The 17993-nt window shown below is 71.3% G+C and carries 16 protein-coding genes; 8 read left to right on the top strand and 8 right to left on the bottom strand.

The features are described from left to right. Positions 1-10: 10 nt before the first annotated feature. From ACYSUO_RS27250 to ACYSUO_RS27225, 6 genes are all read right to left on the bottom strand, one after another. Positions 11-1423, bottom strand: a complete 1413-nt coding sequence (locus tag ACYSUO_RS27250) for an SLC13 family permease (protein WP_461778883.1) — start codon at positions 1421-1423, stop codon at positions 11-13. An 84-nt stretch (positions 1424-1507) separates the two neighbouring features. Beyond that, entirely contained in the window at positions 1508-2170 is a 663-nt protein-coding gene (locus ACYSUO_RS27245; RefSeq protein ID WP_327663722.1) for a response regulator transcription factor, read from the bottom strand. Next, positions 2167-3738 carry a sensor histidine kinase gene (locus ACYSUO_RS27240; RefSeq protein ID WP_461778882.1) on the bottom strand — a complete coding sequence of 524 codons (1572 nt, stop codon included), beginning with the start codon at positions 3736-3738 and terminating at the stop codon, positions 2167-2169. The genes ACYSUO_RS27245 and ACYSUO_RS27240 overlap by 4 nt, the downstream gene beginning before the upstream one ends. After that, a complete protein-coding gene (locus ACYSUO_RS27235) occupies positions 3635-3946 on the bottom strand; it encodes a small secreted hydrophilic protein (protein WP_461778881.1) in 312 nt (103 codons plus the stop codon). The genes ACYSUO_RS27240 and ACYSUO_RS27235 overlap by 104 nt, the downstream gene beginning before the upstream one ends. 81 nt (positions 3947-4027) lie before the next feature. Beyond that, complete coding sequence (locus ACYSUO_RS27230; protein WP_266720470.1) at positions 4028-4309, bottom strand: Lrp/AsnC family transcriptional regulator; 282 nt, start codon at positions 4307-4309, stop codon at positions 4028-4030. Further along, positions 4306-5049: a rhomboid family intramembrane serine protease gene (locus ACYSUO_RS27225; RefSeq protein ID WP_461778880.1), complete on the bottom strand. Its 744-nt coding sequence runs from the start codon at positions 5047-5049 to the stop codon at positions 4306-4308. Before ACYSUO_RS27225 ends, ACYSUO_RS27230 begins: the two co-directional genes overlap by 4 nt. A 112-nt stretch (positions 5050-5161) precedes the next feature. Between ACYSUO_RS27225 and ACYSUO_RS27220 the strand changes: the two genes are divergently transcribed. The 5 genes from ACYSUO_RS27220 to ACYSUO_RS27200 all read left to right on the top strand — a co-directional run bounded on the left by ACYSUO_RS27220 (position 5162) and on the right by ACYSUO_RS27200 (position 10658). Next, entirely contained in the window at positions 5162-5401 is a 240-nt protein-coding gene (locus ACYSUO_RS27220) for a hypothetical protein (RefSeq protein WP_009309707.1), read from the top strand. Between the two features lie 32 nt (positions 5402-5433). Beyond that, positions 5434-6786: an NYN domain-containing protein gene (locus tag ACYSUO_RS27215; RefSeq protein WP_461778879.1), complete on the top strand. Its 1353-nt coding sequence runs from the start codon at positions 5434-5436 to the stop codon at positions 6784-6786. Positions 6787-7087: 301 nt separating this feature from the next. Next, positions 7088-8113, top strand: a complete 1026-nt coding sequence (locus tag ACYSUO_RS27210) for a C40 family peptidase (protein WP_461778878.1) — start codon at positions 7088-7090, stop codon at positions 8111-8113. A 266-nt stretch (positions 8114-8379) separates the two neighbouring features. After that, a complete protein-coding gene (locus ACYSUO_RS27205; protein WP_461778877.1) occupies positions 8380-9411 on the top strand; it encodes a C40 family peptidase in 1032 nt (343 codons plus the stop codon). A 35-nt stretch (positions 9412-9446) separates the two neighbouring features. Beyond that, positions 9447-10658, top strand: coding sequence for a hypothetical protein (locus tag ACYSUO_RS27200; RefSeq protein WP_461778876.1), 1212 nt, complete (start codon positions 9447-9449; stop codon positions 10656-10658). Between the two features lie 8 nt (positions 10659-10666). Here ACYSUO_RS27200 and ACYSUO_RS27195 read toward each other — a convergent pair whose 3' ends face one another. Then, positions 10667-11911, bottom strand: coding sequence for a glycosyltransferase 87 family protein (locus tag ACYSUO_RS27195; RefSeq protein WP_461778875.1), 1245 nt, complete (start codon positions 11909-11911; stop codon positions 10667-10669). Between the two features lie 92 nt (positions 11912-12003). Here ACYSUO_RS27195 and ACYSUO_RS27190 point away from each other — a divergent pair, with 92 nt between their 5' ends. After that, on the top strand, positions 12004-13155 hold the full coding sequence (locus tag ACYSUO_RS27190; RefSeq protein ID WP_461778874.1) for a glycosyltransferase family 4 protein: 1152 nt from the start codon (positions 12004-12006) through the stop codon (positions 13153-13155). 1406 nt (positions 13156-14561) lie between these two features. Here the strand turns inward: ACYSUO_RS27190 and ACYSUO_RS27185 are convergent. Continuing rightward, positions 14562-16358 (bottom strand): AMP-dependent synthetase/ligase, encoded by a 1797-nt coding sequence (locus ACYSUO_RS27185; protein WP_461778873.1) that lies wholly within the window; start codon positions 16356-16358, stop codon positions 14562-14564. 322 nt (positions 16359-16680) lie between these two features. Here ACYSUO_RS27185 and ACYSUO_RS27180 point away from each other — a divergent pair, with 322 nt between their 5' ends. Beyond that, positions 16681-17442 carry a metallophosphoesterase family protein gene (locus ACYSUO_RS27180; protein WP_266725529.1) on the top strand — a complete coding sequence of 254 codons (762 nt, stop codon included), beginning with the start codon at positions 16681-16683 and terminating at the stop codon, positions 17440-17442. 91 nt (positions 17443-17533) lie between these two features. Then, on the top strand, positions 17534-17971 hold the full coding sequence (locus ACYSUO_RS27175) for an SRPBCC family protein (protein ID WP_461778872.1): 438 nt from the start codon (positions 17534-17536) through the stop codon (positions 17969-17971). Positions 17972-17993: the final 22 nt, after the last annotated feature.

Here is a 17993-nt window from a genome sequence, read left to right as displayed (position 1 = left end):
CAGGGTGGGTTCAGCGAACGGGGACGCCGAGCAGCGGCCACAGCGTGAGCGCGCACAGCAGGACGGCGGCGGCCGTCAGCGGGGCCAGGACGGCGGACAGGCGCAGCAGGTCGCGCGGGGTGTAGGTGGGTACGCCGGGTATCTGGGCGAACAGCGTCACCGGCTTCGCGGAGGCGGGCAGCGTGTGGCAGAAGCCAGCGGCGGCCGTGGAGGCGAGGGCGGCGGCGACCGGGTTGACGCCCGCGCCGACGGCCGCCGCCACGACCAGCGGCACGAGCACGGAGGAGCGGGCCGAGCGGGACTGGAGGATCAGGTGGGCGGCCGTGCTCACCGCGATCACCACGGCGAGGAACAGCCACGGCGGCACGTCGAGTGGAACCCCGCCGACCAGCCATTTCGCGGCCCCCGACTCGGCGAGCGCGACACCCATCGCCATCGTCGCCGCCATGAACAGGAGCAGCGACCACGGGACCGTACCGAGCGCGTCCTTCAGTCGTACGGTGCCCAGCGCGGGGGAGGCCGCGACCACCGCACCGATCAACGCGACGACGGCGGGCGGCACTTGGTGCAGCGGTTCACTGCACCACAGGGCGACGACCGTGGCGAGGAGCAGCGCGCAGCGGGTCTCGGCCGGCTCCCAGGGGCCGGTGACCGGCTGTTCGCTGTGCTCCTGGAGGTCGTCGAGCGTGATGCGTACGGGGCCCTTGCGGTCCGCGCGCCGCGTCGTCGTCAACAGGACGGCCTCCGCCGCCAGATGGGACGAGACGACGGCGAGCGGCAGCCCGAGCAGCAGCCACTGTGTGAAGCCGATCCGCTCGCCCGTCGCCTCCCACAGCACGGACACCGTGATGAGGTGCGCGCCCGCGCCGATCAGCGTGGCGACGGCGGAGAGCAGGATGACGGTGGGGAAGAGGAGGGCCAGCATCACGACCAGGCGGCGCCGGTCGGCCAGCACCTTCGCGAGGGCCAGGAAGACCGGCAGTGCGAGCGCCGCGCGCCCCGAGGTGGCCGGTACCGCGAAGGCGGTGACGACGAGCGCCGCCGTCGTCAGGTGCGTCAGCTGCCGCACGCCGCGCGCCCCGCTTACCAGGAACGCCGCCGCCCGTCCCGCGAGCCCGCTGCGGGCCACGGCCGCCGCGAGCACGAACGCGCAGATCAGCAGCCACACCGTCTCGTCGCCCAGCGTGCTGAACAACGTCTCGCTGCTGATCACGCCCGTCGCGGTGAGCGCCAGGCCCGCGCCGAGCGCGATGTACGTGTCGTCGATCGACGTGCCGATCCACGCGCAGGTCGCCAGGGCGAACACGGCGAGCGTGAGCCGGGCGTCGCCGGTCAGTCCGGGGAAGTTGCCGGGGACCACGAGCAGCGCGCAGATGCTGAGGGCGATGCACAGGGTCGCGGCGTTGCGGAGGTTCAGGGTCACGCCGTTCAGCGTGGTGCGGCGCCGTGAGCCTCCAATGAGCCGTAAATGAAAGGAAGTTCACGCGCCCTTTTTTGGAGGGGGGGCTCACCCCGGCAACCGGTACCCCATCCCGCGCACCGTCTCCACGTGCCGCGCGCCCAGCTTCTTGCGCAGCGCCCGCACGTACACGTCGACGATGTTGGAGCCGGGATCGAAGTCGTATCCCCACACGTGGGAGAGGATCTGCTCGCGCGAGAGGACCTGGCCGGGGTGGCGCAGGAACAGCTCCAGGAGGACGAACTCGCGGGCCGTCAGGTCCACCGTCCGCCCCTCCGCACGGGCCCGGCGCGTGCGCAGGTCGAGGGTGAGGTCGCCGCTGCCGAGCATCGTCACCTCGGGGGTGCCGGTGGCCGTGCGCAGCCGGAGCCGGACCCGCGCGAGGAGTTCCTCGAAGCGGAACGGCTTGGTCATCCAGTCGTCGGCGCCGCCCTCCAGGCCCGCCACCGTGTCCCGCACCGAGTCGCGCGCGGTCAGCACGATCACGGGCGTCGTCACCCGGGCCTCGCGCAGCTGCCGCAGGACCGTGAAACCGTCCCGCCCCGGCAGCCCGATGTCGAGGACGATCAGGTCGAAGCCGCCGGTCAGGGCGTAGTCGTGGGCGGAGTCGCCGTCCCCGACGACGGTCGTCGTGAAGCCGCCGGCGCGCAGCCCCTTCTCGACGAAGGAGGCGATGCGCTCCTCGTCCTCCACGATCAGGATGCGGTTCACTTCGGCTCCGTCCGGTCGAGTACGAGGGTGAAGGTGGCGCCACCGCCGTCGGTGCGGCTCAACTCGGCGTGGCCGCCGTGCCCTTGGGCGATGGCCTGGACGATGGCGAGGCCGAGGCCGGCGCCCGTGCCGCGCGAGCCACGGCGTGCGGTGCCGCGCCGGAACCGCTCGAAGATCACGGCGGCGTCCTGGTCCGTGACGCCGGGCCCGGCATCGGCGACGTACAGCTCGATCCGCTCACGATCGCCTCGCTCGCCCCGGTCACGCTCGGCCCGCTCGCGTACGACCCGCGAGCCGATCCCTATGCGCTGGCCGGGCACGGTGTGCTGCACCGCGTTCTGCGCGAGCTGGACCATCGCCTGCGTGATCCGCTGCGGGTCCAACTCGGCCTCGGTGTCGGCCACTTCGGCCAGCTTCCAGTCCCGCTCGCCGAGCGCCCGCGCCTTGACGAAGACATCGGCGGTCAGCTCGGCGAGCTGCACCGGCTCCGGCGTCACGAAGTCCGGGCGCTCCGCCTTCGCGAGCAGCAGCAGGTCCTCGACGATGCGGCTCATCCGGTCCAGCTCCTCCATCACGATCCGCACCGTCTCCTCGCGCTCGCGCGGATCGTCGCCCATCAGCTCCAGATGGCCGCGGACGATGGTGATGGGCGTGCGCAGCTCGTGTCCGGCGTCGTCGACGAACTCGCGCTGCGCCGCGAACGCCCGCTCCAGCCGGTCGAGCATCCCGTTGAACGTCTCGGCGAGCGCCGCGATGTCGTCGCGGCCCTGCACCGGGATGCGCCGGGTGAGGTCCTGCTCGGTGAGCTGCGCGGCCGTCGTGCGCACGAGACGCACGGGGCGCAGGATGCGGCCCGCGACCGCCCACCCGATGCCGGTCGTCATCAGCAGCGCCACCCCGGAGATGGCGAGCAGCATGTGGAAGACGCCCTCCGCCTTGGCCTGTTCGCGCTCCGGGTGGAAGGCGACGACGAACGCCGCCGCGGGCCGCGCACCGTCCGCCCCGATCTCCACCTTCGACCAGCGGATCACGCCGCCGGGGCGGTCCAGGGTGCCGGTGGCGTCGGGGGAGCCGAAGACGGCACGCAGACCCGCCGGGTCCTGAGCGAGCGCGTGGTCGACGTCGGGCGCCCGCGACTGCTCCTTCTTGGCGGGGGTGCGGTTCGCGCCGCGGTCGATGAGGCCGAGCAGCTCCTCGTCCGGGTCGGCGTACTGCCGCTCCAGGTGCAGCTTGAGCAGCGGGTCGGGATCGGTGAACCGCTTGCCGCTGCGCGGATCGACGCCCTTGCGTACGAAGTTGGCGAACTCGCCGGTCTCCTGTGCGAGCAGCCGGTCCACGCGGTGGTCCACATCGCGCAGCAGCACCGAGCGGGTGGTGGCGGCGACCGCGGTGAGCGCCACCGCCATCACGACGAGCAGCCACAGCAGGATGCGGACGCGGGCGGAGATCCACCGGGGCGCGGGCTCAGCCGTCGTCGCCCGGTCCGTCGTCGGCGCCGTCGTCGTCCCTGCCGCCGCGGTCGTCGTTTCCGTCGTCGTCCGAGTCGTCTGCGCTGGCCGTGCTGTCATCGGCTGAGGGCTTCTCGCTCACCGGTGGCGGGGACACCGTCTCGTCACTGGGCGTCGGGCGCGGCGAGGGCGAGCCGCTCTCCAGCTCCACCTTCGGCGGCGACTTCGGGGGATCCGGGCTGTCGGTCAGGGCGTAGCTGGTCGCCGCGATGCCGAGCGGGATCGCGACGACCGCGGCGAGGGCCGCCATGCGGTGGGAGAAGGCCATGGCAGCCACGTTCGGCGGCGTACCCGGTCGGCATGATGAGCGGCGGATGAAGAAACCTTCATACAGCCGCCATGGGCGCTGTTACGCGTCGAGACCGATCGCGAACGCCGCCTCCAGGTCGTGCTGCGAGTACGTACGGAACGCGACGTGCGTGTCCGTGCCCTCGACGCCCTGGATCTTGCTGATCTTCCCGGGGATGACGTCCGCCAGATCGTCGTGGCGGGCGACCCGGACCATGGCGATCAGGTCGTAGGTACCGGTGACGGAGAAGACCTCGCTCACGTTGTCCAGAGCCGCGATCGACTCGGCGATCTCGGGGATCCGGTCCACGCTGGTCTTGATGAGCACGATCGCGGTGATCACGGCTGGCTGTCTCCCTCGGTGGCCGTGGCATGGGTCGCCTCAACCTTAGCCCGGCTCCGATAGCGGACCCACGCGTACAGGAACCCGACGGAGAACCCCACGAGGTGCGCCAGATACGCCACCCCCGGCCCCTGGCTGTCCTGCCCCGCCGCCACCCACTGCAGCGACACCCAGAACGGCAGCACCACCCACGCCGGGAACCGCAGCGGCAGAAACAGGAGGAAGGGGAACAGGCTCGTCACGCGGGCTTCGGGGAACAAGAAGAGAAACGCGCCGAGGACCGCCGAGATCGCCCCCGACGCGCCGACCAGGCTCTGATCGGAATCGGTGTGCGCGAGCACGTACCCGAGAAGCGCCACATAGCCGCTGACCCCATAGAACAGGGCGTACGACAGGCGGCCCATGTGTTCCTCGACCATTGCCCCGAAGACATAGAGGAAGAGCATGTTGCCCAGCAGGTGCAGCCAGCTGCCGTGCACGAACAAGGCCGTGAGAGGGGTGAGCAGAGCCCCTGGCGAACCGTCGAACAGCTCATTGGGGACAACGCCCCAGCGCTCGAAGTAGGCGCTCTGCGCCGCGAGCAGCTGGTCCCCGGTGCCGTATCCGGGGTTCAGACCCGAGGCCGGGGACAGTACGAAGACCACGCAACAGACCGCGATGATGCTGTACGTGACCGGAGCCGGGTGGCCTCTGAGGAAAGCGGTCAGCCTGTCGATCGCGGAGCGCCCATTGCCGATCATGGACAGAGCATGACGCAAGGCGGGGAGCGGGCGGCGTACGGCAGGCCGTAGGGTTACGGGCAATAAAGCAGCACCACGCAATCCGCATGCATCCGGAAGAAGGCACCACTCGATGACGGTTCCCCTGCCGACCGCCACCACCCGCTGGCGCTGCACCCTGTGCGGCAATCTGACGCGCTTCGACGTCACGCGGTCCTCGAAGGTCGTCGAGTACGTCCACCTGGACCTGGCCGGTGAGCCGAAGGTGGAGGAGCGCGAGGTGGTCAGTGAGACCATCGAGTCGGTGCGCTGTCGTTGGTGCAACGCGGTGGATCAGGTGGAACTGGTGGACAGGCCGGGCGCCGACTCCTGAGGAGCGGCTCCACAGCGACATTGGGGTGACGGATGGTGGAGAGCACAGGCGGGGAGGCCGGGGAGGGCGGCGCCGCCGAGGTGCTCGACCGTCCGCTGCCCGAAGGGGTACGACGACGGGTCGTGCAGATCGCTTCGGACGGCTTCGGCGGTCTGACGGTAGGTGAACTTCCGGCCCAATTGCGGCAGTATGCCCGGTTCACCCCGACCCGGCGGATGAAGTTCGCGGGCAACGCGATGGCCGCGGCCCTGGAGAGCGACCCGCTGTTCCGGCAGCGGATCGGGGAGCGCCTGCGGGACGCCCAGCCCGAGCTGGCGGCCGCCCTGGAGGCGGGCTCCCCGCCGCCCGCGGCCGATCCGCTCGACGTGGCGGCGGCCGCCTATGTGCTGCGGCCCGTCGGCTGGGTGAAGCTCGTCGCCGCCGCGGGCGAGGACGCGGAGCGGGCCGACGCCGAGCGCGCCGACGACGAGACCCGCGCCGAACTCGAGCGGCTGCGCGCCGAGCTGGCCGAGGCCCGCGCCCACACCAAGACCGAGACGGAGCGGCTCCGCTCGGAGCTCGACGCCGCCAAGCGCGAGGTCGCCGCGGTGGAGCGCAAGCTGCGGGCCGCGCTCAGCGACGTGAAGCGCGGCGAGGCCGCCGTGCGCAAGGCGAAGGGCGAGACCGACGCGGTGCGCGCCGAGGGGCAGGCCCAGGTGTCCGCCGCGGAGAGCGAGTCGCGCCGGCTCAAATCGCGGCTCGGCGAGGCGGAGTCGGCCCTCGAGTCCTCCCGCCGGGCGGCCCGCGAGGGCCGCAGTATCGAGGACATGCGGGTGCGGCTGCTGCTCGACACGGTCCTGGACGCGGCCCAGGGGCTGCGCAGGGAGCTCGCGCTGCCGCCGGTGTCCTCCCGGCCCGCCGACTCCGTGGACGCCGTCGAGCCGGGCAGGATGACCCCGAAGGACATCGCGGCGCGCGCTCTGCACGAGCACGACCCGGCGATCCTCGACCAGTTGCTGGCGCTGCCGCAGGCCCACCTCGTGGTCGACGGCTACAACGTGACGAAGACCGGGTATCCGACGATGCCCCTGGAGAAGCAGCGGCTGCGCCTGCTCGGCTCGCTCTCCCAGCTCGCGGCGCAGACGGGGGCCGAGGTGACCTGTGTCTTCGACGGGGCCGAACTCGCCGCGCCCGTACTGCTCGCGCCGCCGCGCGGGGTGCGGGTGTTGTTCTCCAAACCGGGGGTCACGGCGGACGAGCTGATCCGTCAGCTCGTGCGCGCCGAGCCGTCGGGGCGCCCCGTCATCGTCGTGTCGACCGACCGGGAGGTCGCGGACGGCGTGGCGAAGGCGGGGGCGCGTCCTGTCGCCTCCGTGGTGCTCCTCAAACGACTCTCGCACGGCTGACGTTCCCCCAAAAGGGGCCCCGAGTTACCTATGTCACACGCGCAACATCCGTGTCGAATGCCCGAATTGGCGAAACCTTCACGCAACGTAGCGTCAAGCGGACATCACTGCATGTGAGTTGAGTGCAAAGAATGCAGCGAGTGACGGAGTTTTTTCTCTGAGGGATTTGAACTGATCACGAAGAGGTCACTAGGGTCGGCTCGAACCTCCGCTCGGGTGATCACCTAAAAGGGGTGACGGTGGAGGGACACCGCCCGCCGGCGCATCGGTAGGCGGCTGGAGGAAGAAGGAGCTCGCCTTCGTGGCGTCCCACCGTCGACCCAAGCAGCCGAGCCGCACCCGCGTGACCGTGCTCACCGCGACCGCCGCCGCTGCCGTGGCCCTCACCTCTCAGGCCGCCAACGCAGCACCCAAGCCCAGCAAGAGTGAAGTCAAGGCCAAGGTCGACAAGCTCTACGAAGAGGCCGGTCTCGCGACCGACCACTACAACGGGGCCAAGGAGAAGCAGAAGAAGCTCGAGTCGGAGATCGGCGATCTCCAGGACAAGGTCGCCCGCGGCCAGGACGACCTCAACGAGCTGCGCTCCGGCCTCGGCACGCTCGCGGGCCAGCAGTACCGCTCCGGTGGCATCGACCCCTCGGTCCAGCTCTTCCTCTCCTCGGACCCGGACAGCTACCTCGACAAGGCCTCCACGCTCGACTCGCTCAGCGCCCAGCAGCTCGAGTCGCTCAAGAAGGTCCAGGAGAAGCAGCGCACGCTCGCCCAGGAGCGCGCCGAGGCCTCCCAGAAGCTCAAGGACCTCGCCGACACCCGCACCGAGCTCGGCAAGAAGAAGGACCAGGTCCAGAGCAAGCTCGCGGAGGCCCGCAAGCTGCTCAACACGCTGACCGCCGAGCAGCGGGCCAAGATGGCCGCCGAGCAGGAGCGCGCCAGCCGCGACTCCGCCAGCCGCGTCGACCTCGGCGACGCGCTGCCCGCCTCGGGCCGCGCCTCCGCCGCCCTCTCCGCGGCCGCCACCCAGATCGGCAAGCCGTACGTCTCCGGCGGCTCGGGCCCCAACTCCTACGACTGCTCGGGCCTGACCCAGTGGGCGTACAACCAGGCCGGTGTCTCCATAACCCGGACCACGTACACGCAGATCGGTGAGGGCACCGAGGTGGCCAGGAGCCAGCTCAAGCCCGGTGACCTGGTCTTCTTCAACAACACCGAGCACGTGGGCCTGTACGCGGGCAACGGCCAGGTGCTGCACGCCCCGCACCCCGGTGCCAGCGTGCGCTACGAGTCGATGGACACGGTCGGCCCCTACCAGACCGCCCGCCGCATCTGACCGTCGCGGCCGAAGCGGGCCTTCCGGCGGACTCGCCGGGACGGCCCGCTTCCCCATTCCCAACATGCCCTGGAAACGCGCCCGTTCGGGCGAATTCCACGGACCCGCGCTGACCCCCGCGCCCCGCCCATGACCTGCGTCAGAGGCGGGGCGCCGCGCTGTGTGTCCCCTGAACGGTCTTTGGCCAGGCGGTAGTCGCCCGACTACTGTCGGCGCGCATTCCCCCGATCACGGGGGTCCGTCAGCGGAAGGGGGAGCGGCAACCCGTGGGTTCTCATCGCCGTATCTCGCACTCTCGGCACTCGGGCCTCGACCGGAGTACGCGCGCGACCGTTCTGGGCGTGGCCGCGGCCTCCGCGGCGGCGGCCCTCGGCGCGGCCCCCGCGGGCGCGGCGCCGCAGGACAGGCCCGCGGGCAAGGCCGCGGTGGACCGCCTGTACGAGCAGGCCGAGAAGGCCACCGAGGCGTTCAACCGGGCCGACGAGCGCACGGACAGGCTCCGCAAGGAACTCGCCGACACCCAGGACCAGGTGGCCCGCGGGCAGGAGCGGATCAACGCGATGCGGCGCGCGCTCGGTGTGGTGGCCGGCGCCCAGTACCGGTCCGGCGGCATGGACCCCTCGCTCGCCCTGATGCTCTCCTCCGACCCGGACGGCTACCTCGACAAGGCAGGCACGCTCGACCGGATCGGCGCGCGGCACGCGGGCGAACTGGTCGAACTGCGGGGCGCCCAGCGCGATCTGGACCAGCGCAGGGCCGAGGCGCGGTCCGAGCTCGCCGAGCTGGAGGCCGCCCGCAAGGCCGTCCGGCAGCACAAGCGGACCGTGGAGAAGAAGCTGGCCAAGGCACGGCAGCTGCTCAACGCGATGCCGAGCGGGGAGCGGGCCGCCTACGACCGGGCCTCGCGCGGCGGCGCCCGACCCGACCTGGCCGGTGCGGGGCCCGCCTCATCCGACCGCGCGGCCGCCGCGCTCGCCGCCGCCAAGTCGGCGATCGGCAAGCCGTACGTCTGGGGCGCGACAGGGCCCTCCGGCTTCGACTGCTCGGGCCTGATGCAGTGGTCGTACGGGCAGGCGGGCGTCGGTCTGCCGCGCACCTCGCAGGCGCAGCGGTACGCGGGCCGCCAGGTCCCGGTCTCCCAGGCGCAGCCCGGCGACCTCGTGGCGTACGGCTCCGACGCCCACCACATCGGCATCTACGCGGGCAACGGCCAGGTGATCCACGCACCGCACCCGGGAGCCCCGGTGCGCTACGACCCGGTCGGCATGATGCCCGTCTCATCCGTGACCCGCGTCTGACGCCTCCCGCGGGACTTCGCCGTACGATCGACAAGATGGCTGGTCGAGGGCGTGCGGTGGGCAGGGCGGGGAGTGCGGTGGCACTGGGCGCCCTGCTCGTTGGGCTTTCCGCGCTCTCCGGGTGCGGCAAGGACGAGAGGCCGAAGGGCGCGGACGCGTCCGCCGTGCAGCGGGTGCTCGACCAGCGGGCGCACGCCGTCGTCACCCGGGACGGGCCCGCGTACCGGTCGACGGGCAGCGCGGAGCCCGGACTGCTCGACGACCTCTCCGAAGTCCCGCTCGACTCCTGGCAGTACAAGCTCACCCACCTGGAGCGCTCCGGGTCCCGCGCCACCGCCACCGCCGAACTGCGCTACCGCGTCGACGGGTACGACAAGGCGCCCGTCGTCGCCGAACGCAGGCTGACGCTCGGCCACGGCGACGACGGCTGGTACGTCACCGGGGACCGGCCAGGCAAGAAGGCGGGCGAGCAGCTGTGGGAGCAGGGGCAGGTGGCCGCGGTGAAGGGCGCGCACAGCCTGGTGCTCGGGGTCGGCAGACCGCGCTCCGAACTGCGCTCGTACGCGAAGCTCGCCGACGAGGCGGTGCCCTCGGTGCAGCGTTCTTGGGGTGACGACTGGGCGCGCCGGGTCGTCGTGCTGGTGCCCGAGTCCCTCGACGAGATGGGCGAGTTGCTGGGCTCGCCCGCCGCCGGCTACCAGGGGATCGCGGCCGTCACGACGGGCGAGGCGGGCGGTCCCCGGACGGCGCCCGCGGACCGGGTGATCCTCAACCCCGAGGCGTACGGCGTGCTCGGCGAGGTCGGCAAGCAGGTCGTCCTCACCCACGAGACCGCCCACGTCGCCACCCGCCGCGCGACGTCCGCCGCGACCCCGCTGTGGCTCTCCGAGGGGTACGCGGACTGGGCGGGCTACCGCGAGAGCGACCGCACCCCGGCCCAGGCGGCGCCCGAACTGCGGCGCGCGGTCCAGCAGAGCGCGGCGCCGGCGCGGCTCCCCGACGACAAGGACTTCGGCTTCTCCGGCGACTCCGCCAAGCTCGCCCGCGCGTACGAGAGCGGCTGGCTGGCCTGCCGGATGATCGCGGACCGCTGGGGCGAGGCGAAGCTCAACGCCTTCTACAAGGCGGTCGGCGGTCACAAGCAGCGGGAAGGGTCCGTCGACGGCGCGCTGCGGCAGGCGCTCGGCATCGACGAGCAGGAGTTCGTCGCGCAGTGGCGGGAGTACGTGCGGTCCGAGCTGGGCTGAGGCCCGAGCTAGGGCGTCGGTACCGCGTTGTCGCGCGAGGTCGGGGTGGGTGGCACAGCGGCGTGCTCGGCGCGCCGGGGTTCGGTCACCGTGGCGCGCCACAGCCGGCGGCAGGCGCTGAGGGAGGCCACGACCAGCAGGCCGTTGCGTACGAAGAGGAGCGTGACGCCGATCGGATCGCTGGCCACCACGTTGCCGAAGTAGAGCGGGAACTCCAGGAACGTCACGAAGGTCGCCGCGACCACCAGCCACACCGGCAGCGTCATCCGGCTGTCCCGGAAGAGGAGACAGACCGCGGCGACGCCCACCAGCCACACCATGTACTGCGGGCTGATCACGCGGCTCGTCGTCGTGAACAGCAGCACCGCCGTCAGGCCCGCGTCGGCGAGCGTCGCGGGCTGCCAGGCGCGTGCCTTGAACCGCCACAGCAGCAGCCAGCCGAACGCGAGCGCCGTGAGCACCTGCGCCAGCGTGCTCACCACGTCCACGTACGGGCCGAGGAACTCCACCGAGCCGTAGTTCAGCTGCACCGTGCCGTTCCAGCCGAACTGGCGTGCCACGTGGAAGACGAGTGAGCCGAGGGACTCCACCTCCGTGCCGCGGTCCCTCTGGAACGTGAGGAAGGCGAGCGCGCCCGGCATCGTGACCGTGAAGGCGACGAGCAGCCCGGCCGCCGTCAGGACCGCCGTGCCCCACGTCTGCCGGGTGGCCCGGCCGCGCCGCGTGCCGAGCAGCAGCAGCGCGGGCCACACCTTGATCATCGCGCCGATCGCCGCGAAGACGCCCGCGGCCCGCGGATGCCGGGCCGCCGCGAGCAGCGCCGCGATCGCGACGGCCGTCACCATCACGTCGTAGCGCGCGTAGACGGTCTGGCCGAGCAGCGGCAGTCCGATGACCCACACCCAGGTGCCGCGCCGCGAGCCGCCCCGCCGTTCGGAGACGTAGAGGAGCATCAGCAGGACGACGGCGTCCGCCAGGAACGCGAGCAGGAAGAAGGCGGAGGCGTACTCCAGGAAGGGCAGCAGCGCGGGGGAGAGGATCGCCGTCGCGGCAGCCGGCGGGTACTGCCACGTGACGTCGTCCAGAGGGAACGTTCCGGTGCGCAGCACGTCGAACCAGCCCTGGTAGATCACGTGGACGTCGCTGGTGACGTCGGGACCCGGAACCACGATGACCTTGAAGACGCACAGCAGAAGCAGCGCGCGGGTCAGTACCCAGGTGACCAGGAGCCCGGCGGGCGTTCGCGTCTTCATTCGATACATGATGCAGGGAAGCCCCGTGGCCTGGCCATGGACCCCCGCGGCGCGGCGGCTCTCGCCGGGCGCGTTCGGTACTGTCGGCGGTGATGCGCCAGACACCGAAGACTCTGCTCGTGACCAACGACTTCCCGCCGCGCCCCGGTGGGATCCAGGCGTTCCTGCACAACATGGCGCTGCGCCTGGATCCGGAGCGGCTCGTCGTCTACGCCTCGACGTGGAAGCGCAGCCGTGAGGGCATCGAGGCCACGGCGGCCTTCGACGCCGAGCAGCCGTTCACCGTGGTGCGCGACAACACGACGATGCTGCTGCCGACCCCGCGCGTGACCAAGCGCGCGGCGGGACTGCTGCGGGCGCACGGCTGTACGTCGGTGTGGTTCGGGGCGGCGGCGCCGCTCGGCCTGATGGCGCCGGCGCTGCGCAGGGCGGGTGCCTCGCGCATCGTCGCGACGACGCACGGGCACGAGGCGGGGTGGGCCCAACTCCCGGCGTCCCGGCAGCTGTTGCGGCGGATCGGTGAGGGCACGGACACGATCACGTATCTCGGTGAGTACACGCGTTCGCGCATCGCGGCGGCGCTCACGCCCGCGGCGGCGGGGCGGATGGAGCAGCTTCCGCCGGGTGTCGACGAGAAGACGTTCCACCCGGGGTCGGGCGGCGATGTGGTCCGGGCCCGGCTGGGCCTGACGGACCGCCCGGTGGTGGTGTGCGTCTCGCGGCTGGTCCCCCGCAAGGGCCAGGACACCTTGATCCTCGCCATGCCGAAGATCCTGGCGGCGGTGCCGGACGCGGTGCTGCTGATCGTGGGCGGTGGGCCGTACGAGAAGGACCTGCGCAAGCTGGCGGCGGAGACGGGCGTCGCGGACTCGGTGCGCTTCACGGGGTCCGTCCCGTGGGAGGAGTTGCCCGCGCACTACGGGGCGGGGGACGTGTTCGCGATGCCGTGCCGTACGCGGCGGGGCGGGCTCGATGTGGAGGGCCTCGGCATCGTCTACCTGGAGGCGTCGGCGACGGGGCTCCCGGTCGTCTCCGGTGACTCCGGGGGCGCGCCGGACGCGGTGCTCGACGGTGAGACGGGGTGGGTCGTCCGCGGCGGCTCGGAATCGGAAACGGCGGACCGCGTGGTGACCCTCCTCCAGGACCCGGAGCTGCGGCGGCGGATGGGGGAGCGGGGGCGCGAATGGGTCGAGGAGAAGTGGCGCTGGGATTTGCTGGCGGAGCGGTTGCGGGGGTTGTTGTAACTGGTACGGGGTGGGCGGCGCGGTTCCTGTTGCGCGGTGCCGGGGTTGCGGGGCTGTGTCGTGGCCGATGCCCGTCGTGAGGGGTGCGCGGTACCGGGGTTGTGGGGCTGGGCCGTGACCGACGTCTGAGGTGACTGTCGCGCGGCGCCGGTCCTTGTCCGGCTGCGCCGTTGCTCGGTCATCTCCCACCCTCCCGCCCCCTCCGGGGGCGTTGGCCTCCCGGGGCCCGGGAGCGTGTCGGGGCCTGTGGATCGTGACTGGGTGCTGGGTGCTGGGTGCTGGGTGCTGGGTGCTGGGTGCTGGGTGCTGGGTGCCGGGTGCCGGGAGTTGGGGTCTGGTATCGGGGTTGTGGTCTGTGGCTATGGGTGCGCTGCGCCGGTGTTTTCTGGCTGTGCCGGTGCCTGCTGATCTCCCACCCTCCCGCCCCCTCCGGGGGCTTCGGCCTCCCGGGGCCCGGGAGTGTGCCGGCGCCTGGTGATCGTGACCGGGTGCCGGGTGCCGGGTGCCGGGTGCCGGTAGCCGGGAGTTGGGGTCTGTGCCGGGGTTGTGGTCTGTGGTGATGGGTGCGCTGCGCCGGTGCTTTCTGGCTGTGCCGGTGCCTGCTGATCTCCCGCCCTCCCGCCCCCTCCGGGGGCTTCTGCCTCCCGGGGCCCGGGGTTTCGCCGGGGCAGTGCCTGTCCTGATGGCGGTGCAGCACCGGGGGGCCGGGAAGCCGGCGTGGTTGGCGCCTGCCGTTTCTATTGCGCTGCACCGGGGGCCGCCTTGCCCACCCTGCCGCCCAAGGCGGCAGATTGCCCAAGGCGGTTGCGGGCGAGGGCCGCGGGCGGAGAGCCGTGCTTGAGGCCACTCACCCGAGGCGGGGCGGCACCCCGCGAGGCCGACGCCCCGGAGGGGGCGGGTGGGTGGGAGATGGGCGGGGGCAGGGCGATCGCCTGCGGGGAGGCGGGCAGTATCAAGCTCGCCGTGGGGTGAGAGCCTGCGGGGTCCGGGGCAGAGCCCCGTGGCCGTAATGCCGGTTCCGGGAAGTCAAGCTCGCCGTGGGGTGAGCGCCTGCGGGGTCCGGGGCGGAGTCCCGTGGCCGTAATGCCGGTTCCGGGAAGTCAAGCTCGCCGTGGGGCGAGCGCCTGCGGGATCCGGGGCAGAGCCCCGTGGCCGCAATGCCGGTTCCGCGAAATCAAGCTCGTCCCGGGGCGAGAGCCAACGGGTCCAGGGCGGAGCCCCGGTTTTCCAGCCCCGCCGGCGATTGAGGCGCGGGGTCGGGGGCGGAGCCCCGTGGCGTGGGGAGCGGTCGGCCGAAACGCAGCATCCGCCGCGACACGCAACTCAGCCCACACGCCGCATCCGCCGAAACGCAACATCCGCCGCAACGCACAAGAAACGCGCCCGGCGGATGTCACCCGGTACCGCTAACCGCGGTAGATCGCCTCGATCTCGTCCGCGTAGTCCTTCGCCACCACATTCCGCTTCAGTTTCAGCGAAGGCGTCAGGTGGCCCGAGTCCTCGGTGAACTGGGCGCCGAGGATGCGGAACTTGCGTACCGATTCCGCCTTGGACACCGCCGCGTTGCCGTCGTCCACGGCCGCCTGGACCGTGGCCAGCAGGTCGGGGTCGTGCTGGAGCGAGGCCACCGTGGACCCGGCCGGCTTGTCGTGGTCCGCGGCCCACTTGTCGAGGAACTCCTCGTCGATGGTGACGAGCGCGCCGACGAACGGGCGGCCGTCGCCGACGACCATGCACTCGGCGACCAGCGCGTGCGCGCGGATGCGGTCCTCGATCACCGCCGGAGCGACGTTCTTGCCGCCTGCCGTGACGATGATTTCCTTCTTGCGGCCGGTGATGCGGAGGTAGCCGTCCTCGTCGAGCGTGCCGATGTCGCCCGTGTGGAACCAGCCGTCGGCCAGGGCCTCCTCGGTGGCGCCCTGGTTGTTCCAGTAGCCCGTGAAGAGGTGCTCGCCGTGCAGCAGCACCTCGCCGTCGTCGGCGATCCGGACCACGGAGCCCGGCAGCGGCTGCCCGACCGTGCCGATCTTCTGGCGGTCCCACGGGTTGAACGCCGTGGCCGCGCAGGACTCGGTGAGGCCGTAGCCCTCCAGGACCGTGAAGCCGATGCCGCGGAAGAAGTGTCCGAGCCGCTCGCCCAGCGGCGCGCCGCCCGAGATCGCGTACTCGCCGCGCCCGCCGAGGACGGCGCGCAGCTTCCCGTAGACGAGCTTGTCGAACGTCTTGTACTTGAGCTTCAGGGCCAGCGACGGGCCGTTCGGCGTGTCCAGCGCGCGGCTGTACTCGATCGCCGTGTCGGCGGCCTTGTCGAAGATCTTGCCCTTGCCGTCGGCCTGCGCCTTGGCCCGCGCCGAGTTGTAGACCTTCTCGAAGACGCGCGGCACGCCCAGGATCAACGTAGGCCTGAACGCGGCCAGTTCATCGGTGAGGTGCTTGATGTCGGGCGCGTGTCCCAGCTTGATCGGGGCCATCAGCGAGGCGACCTCGACGAGCCGGCCGAAGACGTGCGCCACCGGGAGGAAGAGCAGCACGGAGCACTCGCCCGTACGGAACAGGGGGCCGAGGCGCGCCACGATGTTGCCGCACTCCGCGAAGAAGCTGCGGTGGGTCAGCACACAGCCCTTGGGGCGGCCGGTGGTGCCCGAGGTGTAGACGATGGTCGCCGGGTCGTCGGCCTTCGCGATGGCGCTGCGGTCGTCAACCATCCCGTCGGAGAGCTCGGCGCCGACGCGGTACAGCTCGTCGATGCCTCCGCCGTCGATCTGCCAGACGTGCTGCAGCTCGGGCAGCCGGTCGCGTACGGAGGCGACGGCCGCGGCGTGCGCGTCCAGCTCGACGAGGATGCCGACCGCGCCCGAGTCGCCGAGGATCCACTGGATCTGCTCGGGCGAGCTCGTCTCGTAGACCGGGACGGTGATCGCGCCCGCGCTCCAGATCGCGAAGTCGAGCAGCGTCCACTCGTAGCGGGTGCGCGACATGAGTCCGATGCGGTCACCGGCCTGCACGCCGGACGCGATCAGACCCTTGGCGGCCGCGCGCACCTCGGCGAGGAACTGGACGGACGTGACGTCCGTCCACGTGCCGTTGACCTTGCGGCCGATCACGGCGACGTCCGGGTGCTGCGCGGCGTTTCTGCGAACGATGTCGGTCAGATTGCCGTCCGCGGGGACCTCGTACAAAGCGGGAAGGCTGAACTCGCGCAAGACTGCTGCTCCTCGTAGGGCGCCGGCGCCACTCTTCTGTGATGCGTCGGTGCGGTCCAAGATCGGGCAGGTGCACAGTGCATCAATGAATTGTCCGCCCCAACTCGGCGGCGCTCATTGTTTGAACTGAACACGACTGGACTGCCCGGACGTTACCCACCGGTACTGCTTCTTCGATAGGGGGGTCGGACCAGATGTTCGCTGCGTCACACGCCGCCGCGACTGTTCTCGCACCCTAGTCCAGAAGCCGACCGACTTGGAAGTAACCGCAGGTCCGGCCGCCTCTACCCATTCCGGGACCCATCGTCCTAGGGTGATCGGCATGCGCGTACATGTGGTCAGCGATGTGCACGGAAACTCCACCGACCTCGCACGAGCGGGAGACGGCGCCGATGCCGTCATCTGCCTCGGTGACCTGGTGTTGTTCCTTGATTACGCAAATCATGCGCGCGGCATTTTCCCCGAATTGTTCGGAGTCGAGAACGCGGACCGCATCGTTGAACTGCGCACCGCCCGTCGCTTCGAGGAGGCGCGCGCCTTCGGAGCGGAGCTCTGGGCGGGCATAGACCGTGTGCCGGCCATCGAAAAAGCGGTGCGCAAGCAGTACGCGGAGATGTTCGCGGCGTTCCCCACACCGACGTATGCGACCTACGGCAATGTCGATATGCCAAAACTCTGGAGTGAGTACGCCGCCCCCGGCACGACCGTGCTCGACGGGGAGCGCGTCGAGATCGGCGGCTGGGTCTTCGGCTTCGTCGGCGGCGGGCTCCGCACGCCGATGCGCACGCCGTACGAGATCGACGACGAGGAGTACGCGGCGAAGATCGAGGCCGTGGGCGAGGTCGACGTGCTGTGCACGCACATCCCGCCGGAGGTTCCCGATCTCGTCTACGACACCGTGGCGCGGCGGTTCGAGCGCGGCAGCCGCGCCCTGCTCGAGGCGATTCGCCGGACCCGGCCCCGGTACTCGCTCTTCGGCCACGTCCACCAGCCGCTCGCGCGCCGGATGCGGATCGGGTCCACGGAATGCGTGAATGTCGGCCACTTCGCGGGATCGGGCAGGCCCTGGGCACTGGAGTGGTGACAGCGACGGCGCATGCGCGCGATAGCCTTCACGGGACACACACGCAGGCAGGCACGGCGCACCCAGACCGGTATCCGGAGGAGCCACGGCGATGGCGGAACACACCAGCTCGAGCATCACGATCGAGGCGGCCCCTGCCGATGTCATGGGGGTGATCGCCGACTTCGCCCGCTACCCGGACTGGACGGGTGAGGTGAAGGAGGCGGAGGTCATCGCCGAGGACGGGGCCGGCCGCGCCGAGCAGGTCCGGCTCGTCATGGACGCCGGGGCGATCAAGGACGACCAGACGCTCAAGTACACCTGGGCCGGTGAGAACGAGGTCTCCTGGACCCTCGTGAAGTCCCAGATGCTGCGCTCCCTCGACGGCTCGTACGTGCTGAAGCCGGCGGGCACGGGGACCGAGGTCACGTACTCCCTCACGGTCGACGTGAAGATCCCCATGCTCGGCATGATCAAGCGCAAGGCGGAGAAGGTCATCATCGACCGCGCGTTGGCGGGTCTGAAGAAGCGGGTCGAGTCGGGCGAGTGATTTCGAGCCCCGCCGGGGGGTG

It is taken from the genome of Streptomyces sp. UC4497 (assembly GCF_054871485.1).
The sequence above is the reverse complement of the archived record's forward strand: the minus strand, read 5'-3'. Positions and strand labels throughout refer to the sequence as shown.

Excerpts from the sequence above, each read along its gene's own strand:
- ACYSUO_RS27175 (WP_461778872.1), top strand. The coding sequence starts at position 17,534 with ATGGCGGAACACACCAGCTCGAGCATCACGATCGAGGCGGCCCCTGCC.
- ACYSUO_RS27180 (WP_266725529.1), top strand. The coding sequence starts at position 16,681 with ATGCGCGTACATGTGGTCAGCGATGTGCACGGAAACTCCACCGACCTC.
- ACYSUO_RS27220 (WP_009309707.1), top strand. The coding sequence starts at position 5,162 with ATGACGGTTCCCCTGCCGACCGCCACCACCCGCTGGCGCTGCACCCTG.
- ACYSUO_RS27200 (WP_461778876.1), top strand. The coding sequence starts at position 9,447 with ATGGCTGGTCGAGGGCGTGCGGTGGGCAGGGCGGGGAGTGCGGTGGCA.
- ACYSUO_RS27190 (WP_461778874.1), top strand. The coding sequence starts at position 12,004 with ATGCGCCAGACACCGAAGACTCTGCTCGTGACCAACGACTTCCCGCCG.
- ACYSUO_RS27240 (WP_461778882.1), bottom strand. The coding sequence starts at position 3,738 with ATGACAGCACGGCCAGCGCAGACGACTCGGACGACGACGGAAACGACG.
- ACYSUO_RS27215 (WP_461778879.1), top strand. The coding sequence starts at position 5,434 with ATGGTGGAGAGCACAGGCGGGGAGGCCGGGGAGGGCGGCGCCGCCGAG.
- ACYSUO_RS27195 (WP_461778875.1), bottom strand. The coding sequence starts at position 11,911 with ATGAAGACGCGAACGCCCGCCGGGCTCCTGGTCACCTGGGTACTGACC.
- ACYSUO_RS27225 (WP_461778880.1), bottom strand. The coding sequence starts at position 5,049 with ATGATCGGCAATGGGCGCTCCGCGATCGACAGGCTGACCGCTTTCCTC.
- ACYSUO_RS27235 (WP_461778881.1), bottom strand. The coding sequence starts at position 3,946 with ATGGCCTTCTCCCACCGCATGGCGGCCCTCGCCGCGGTCGTCGCGATC.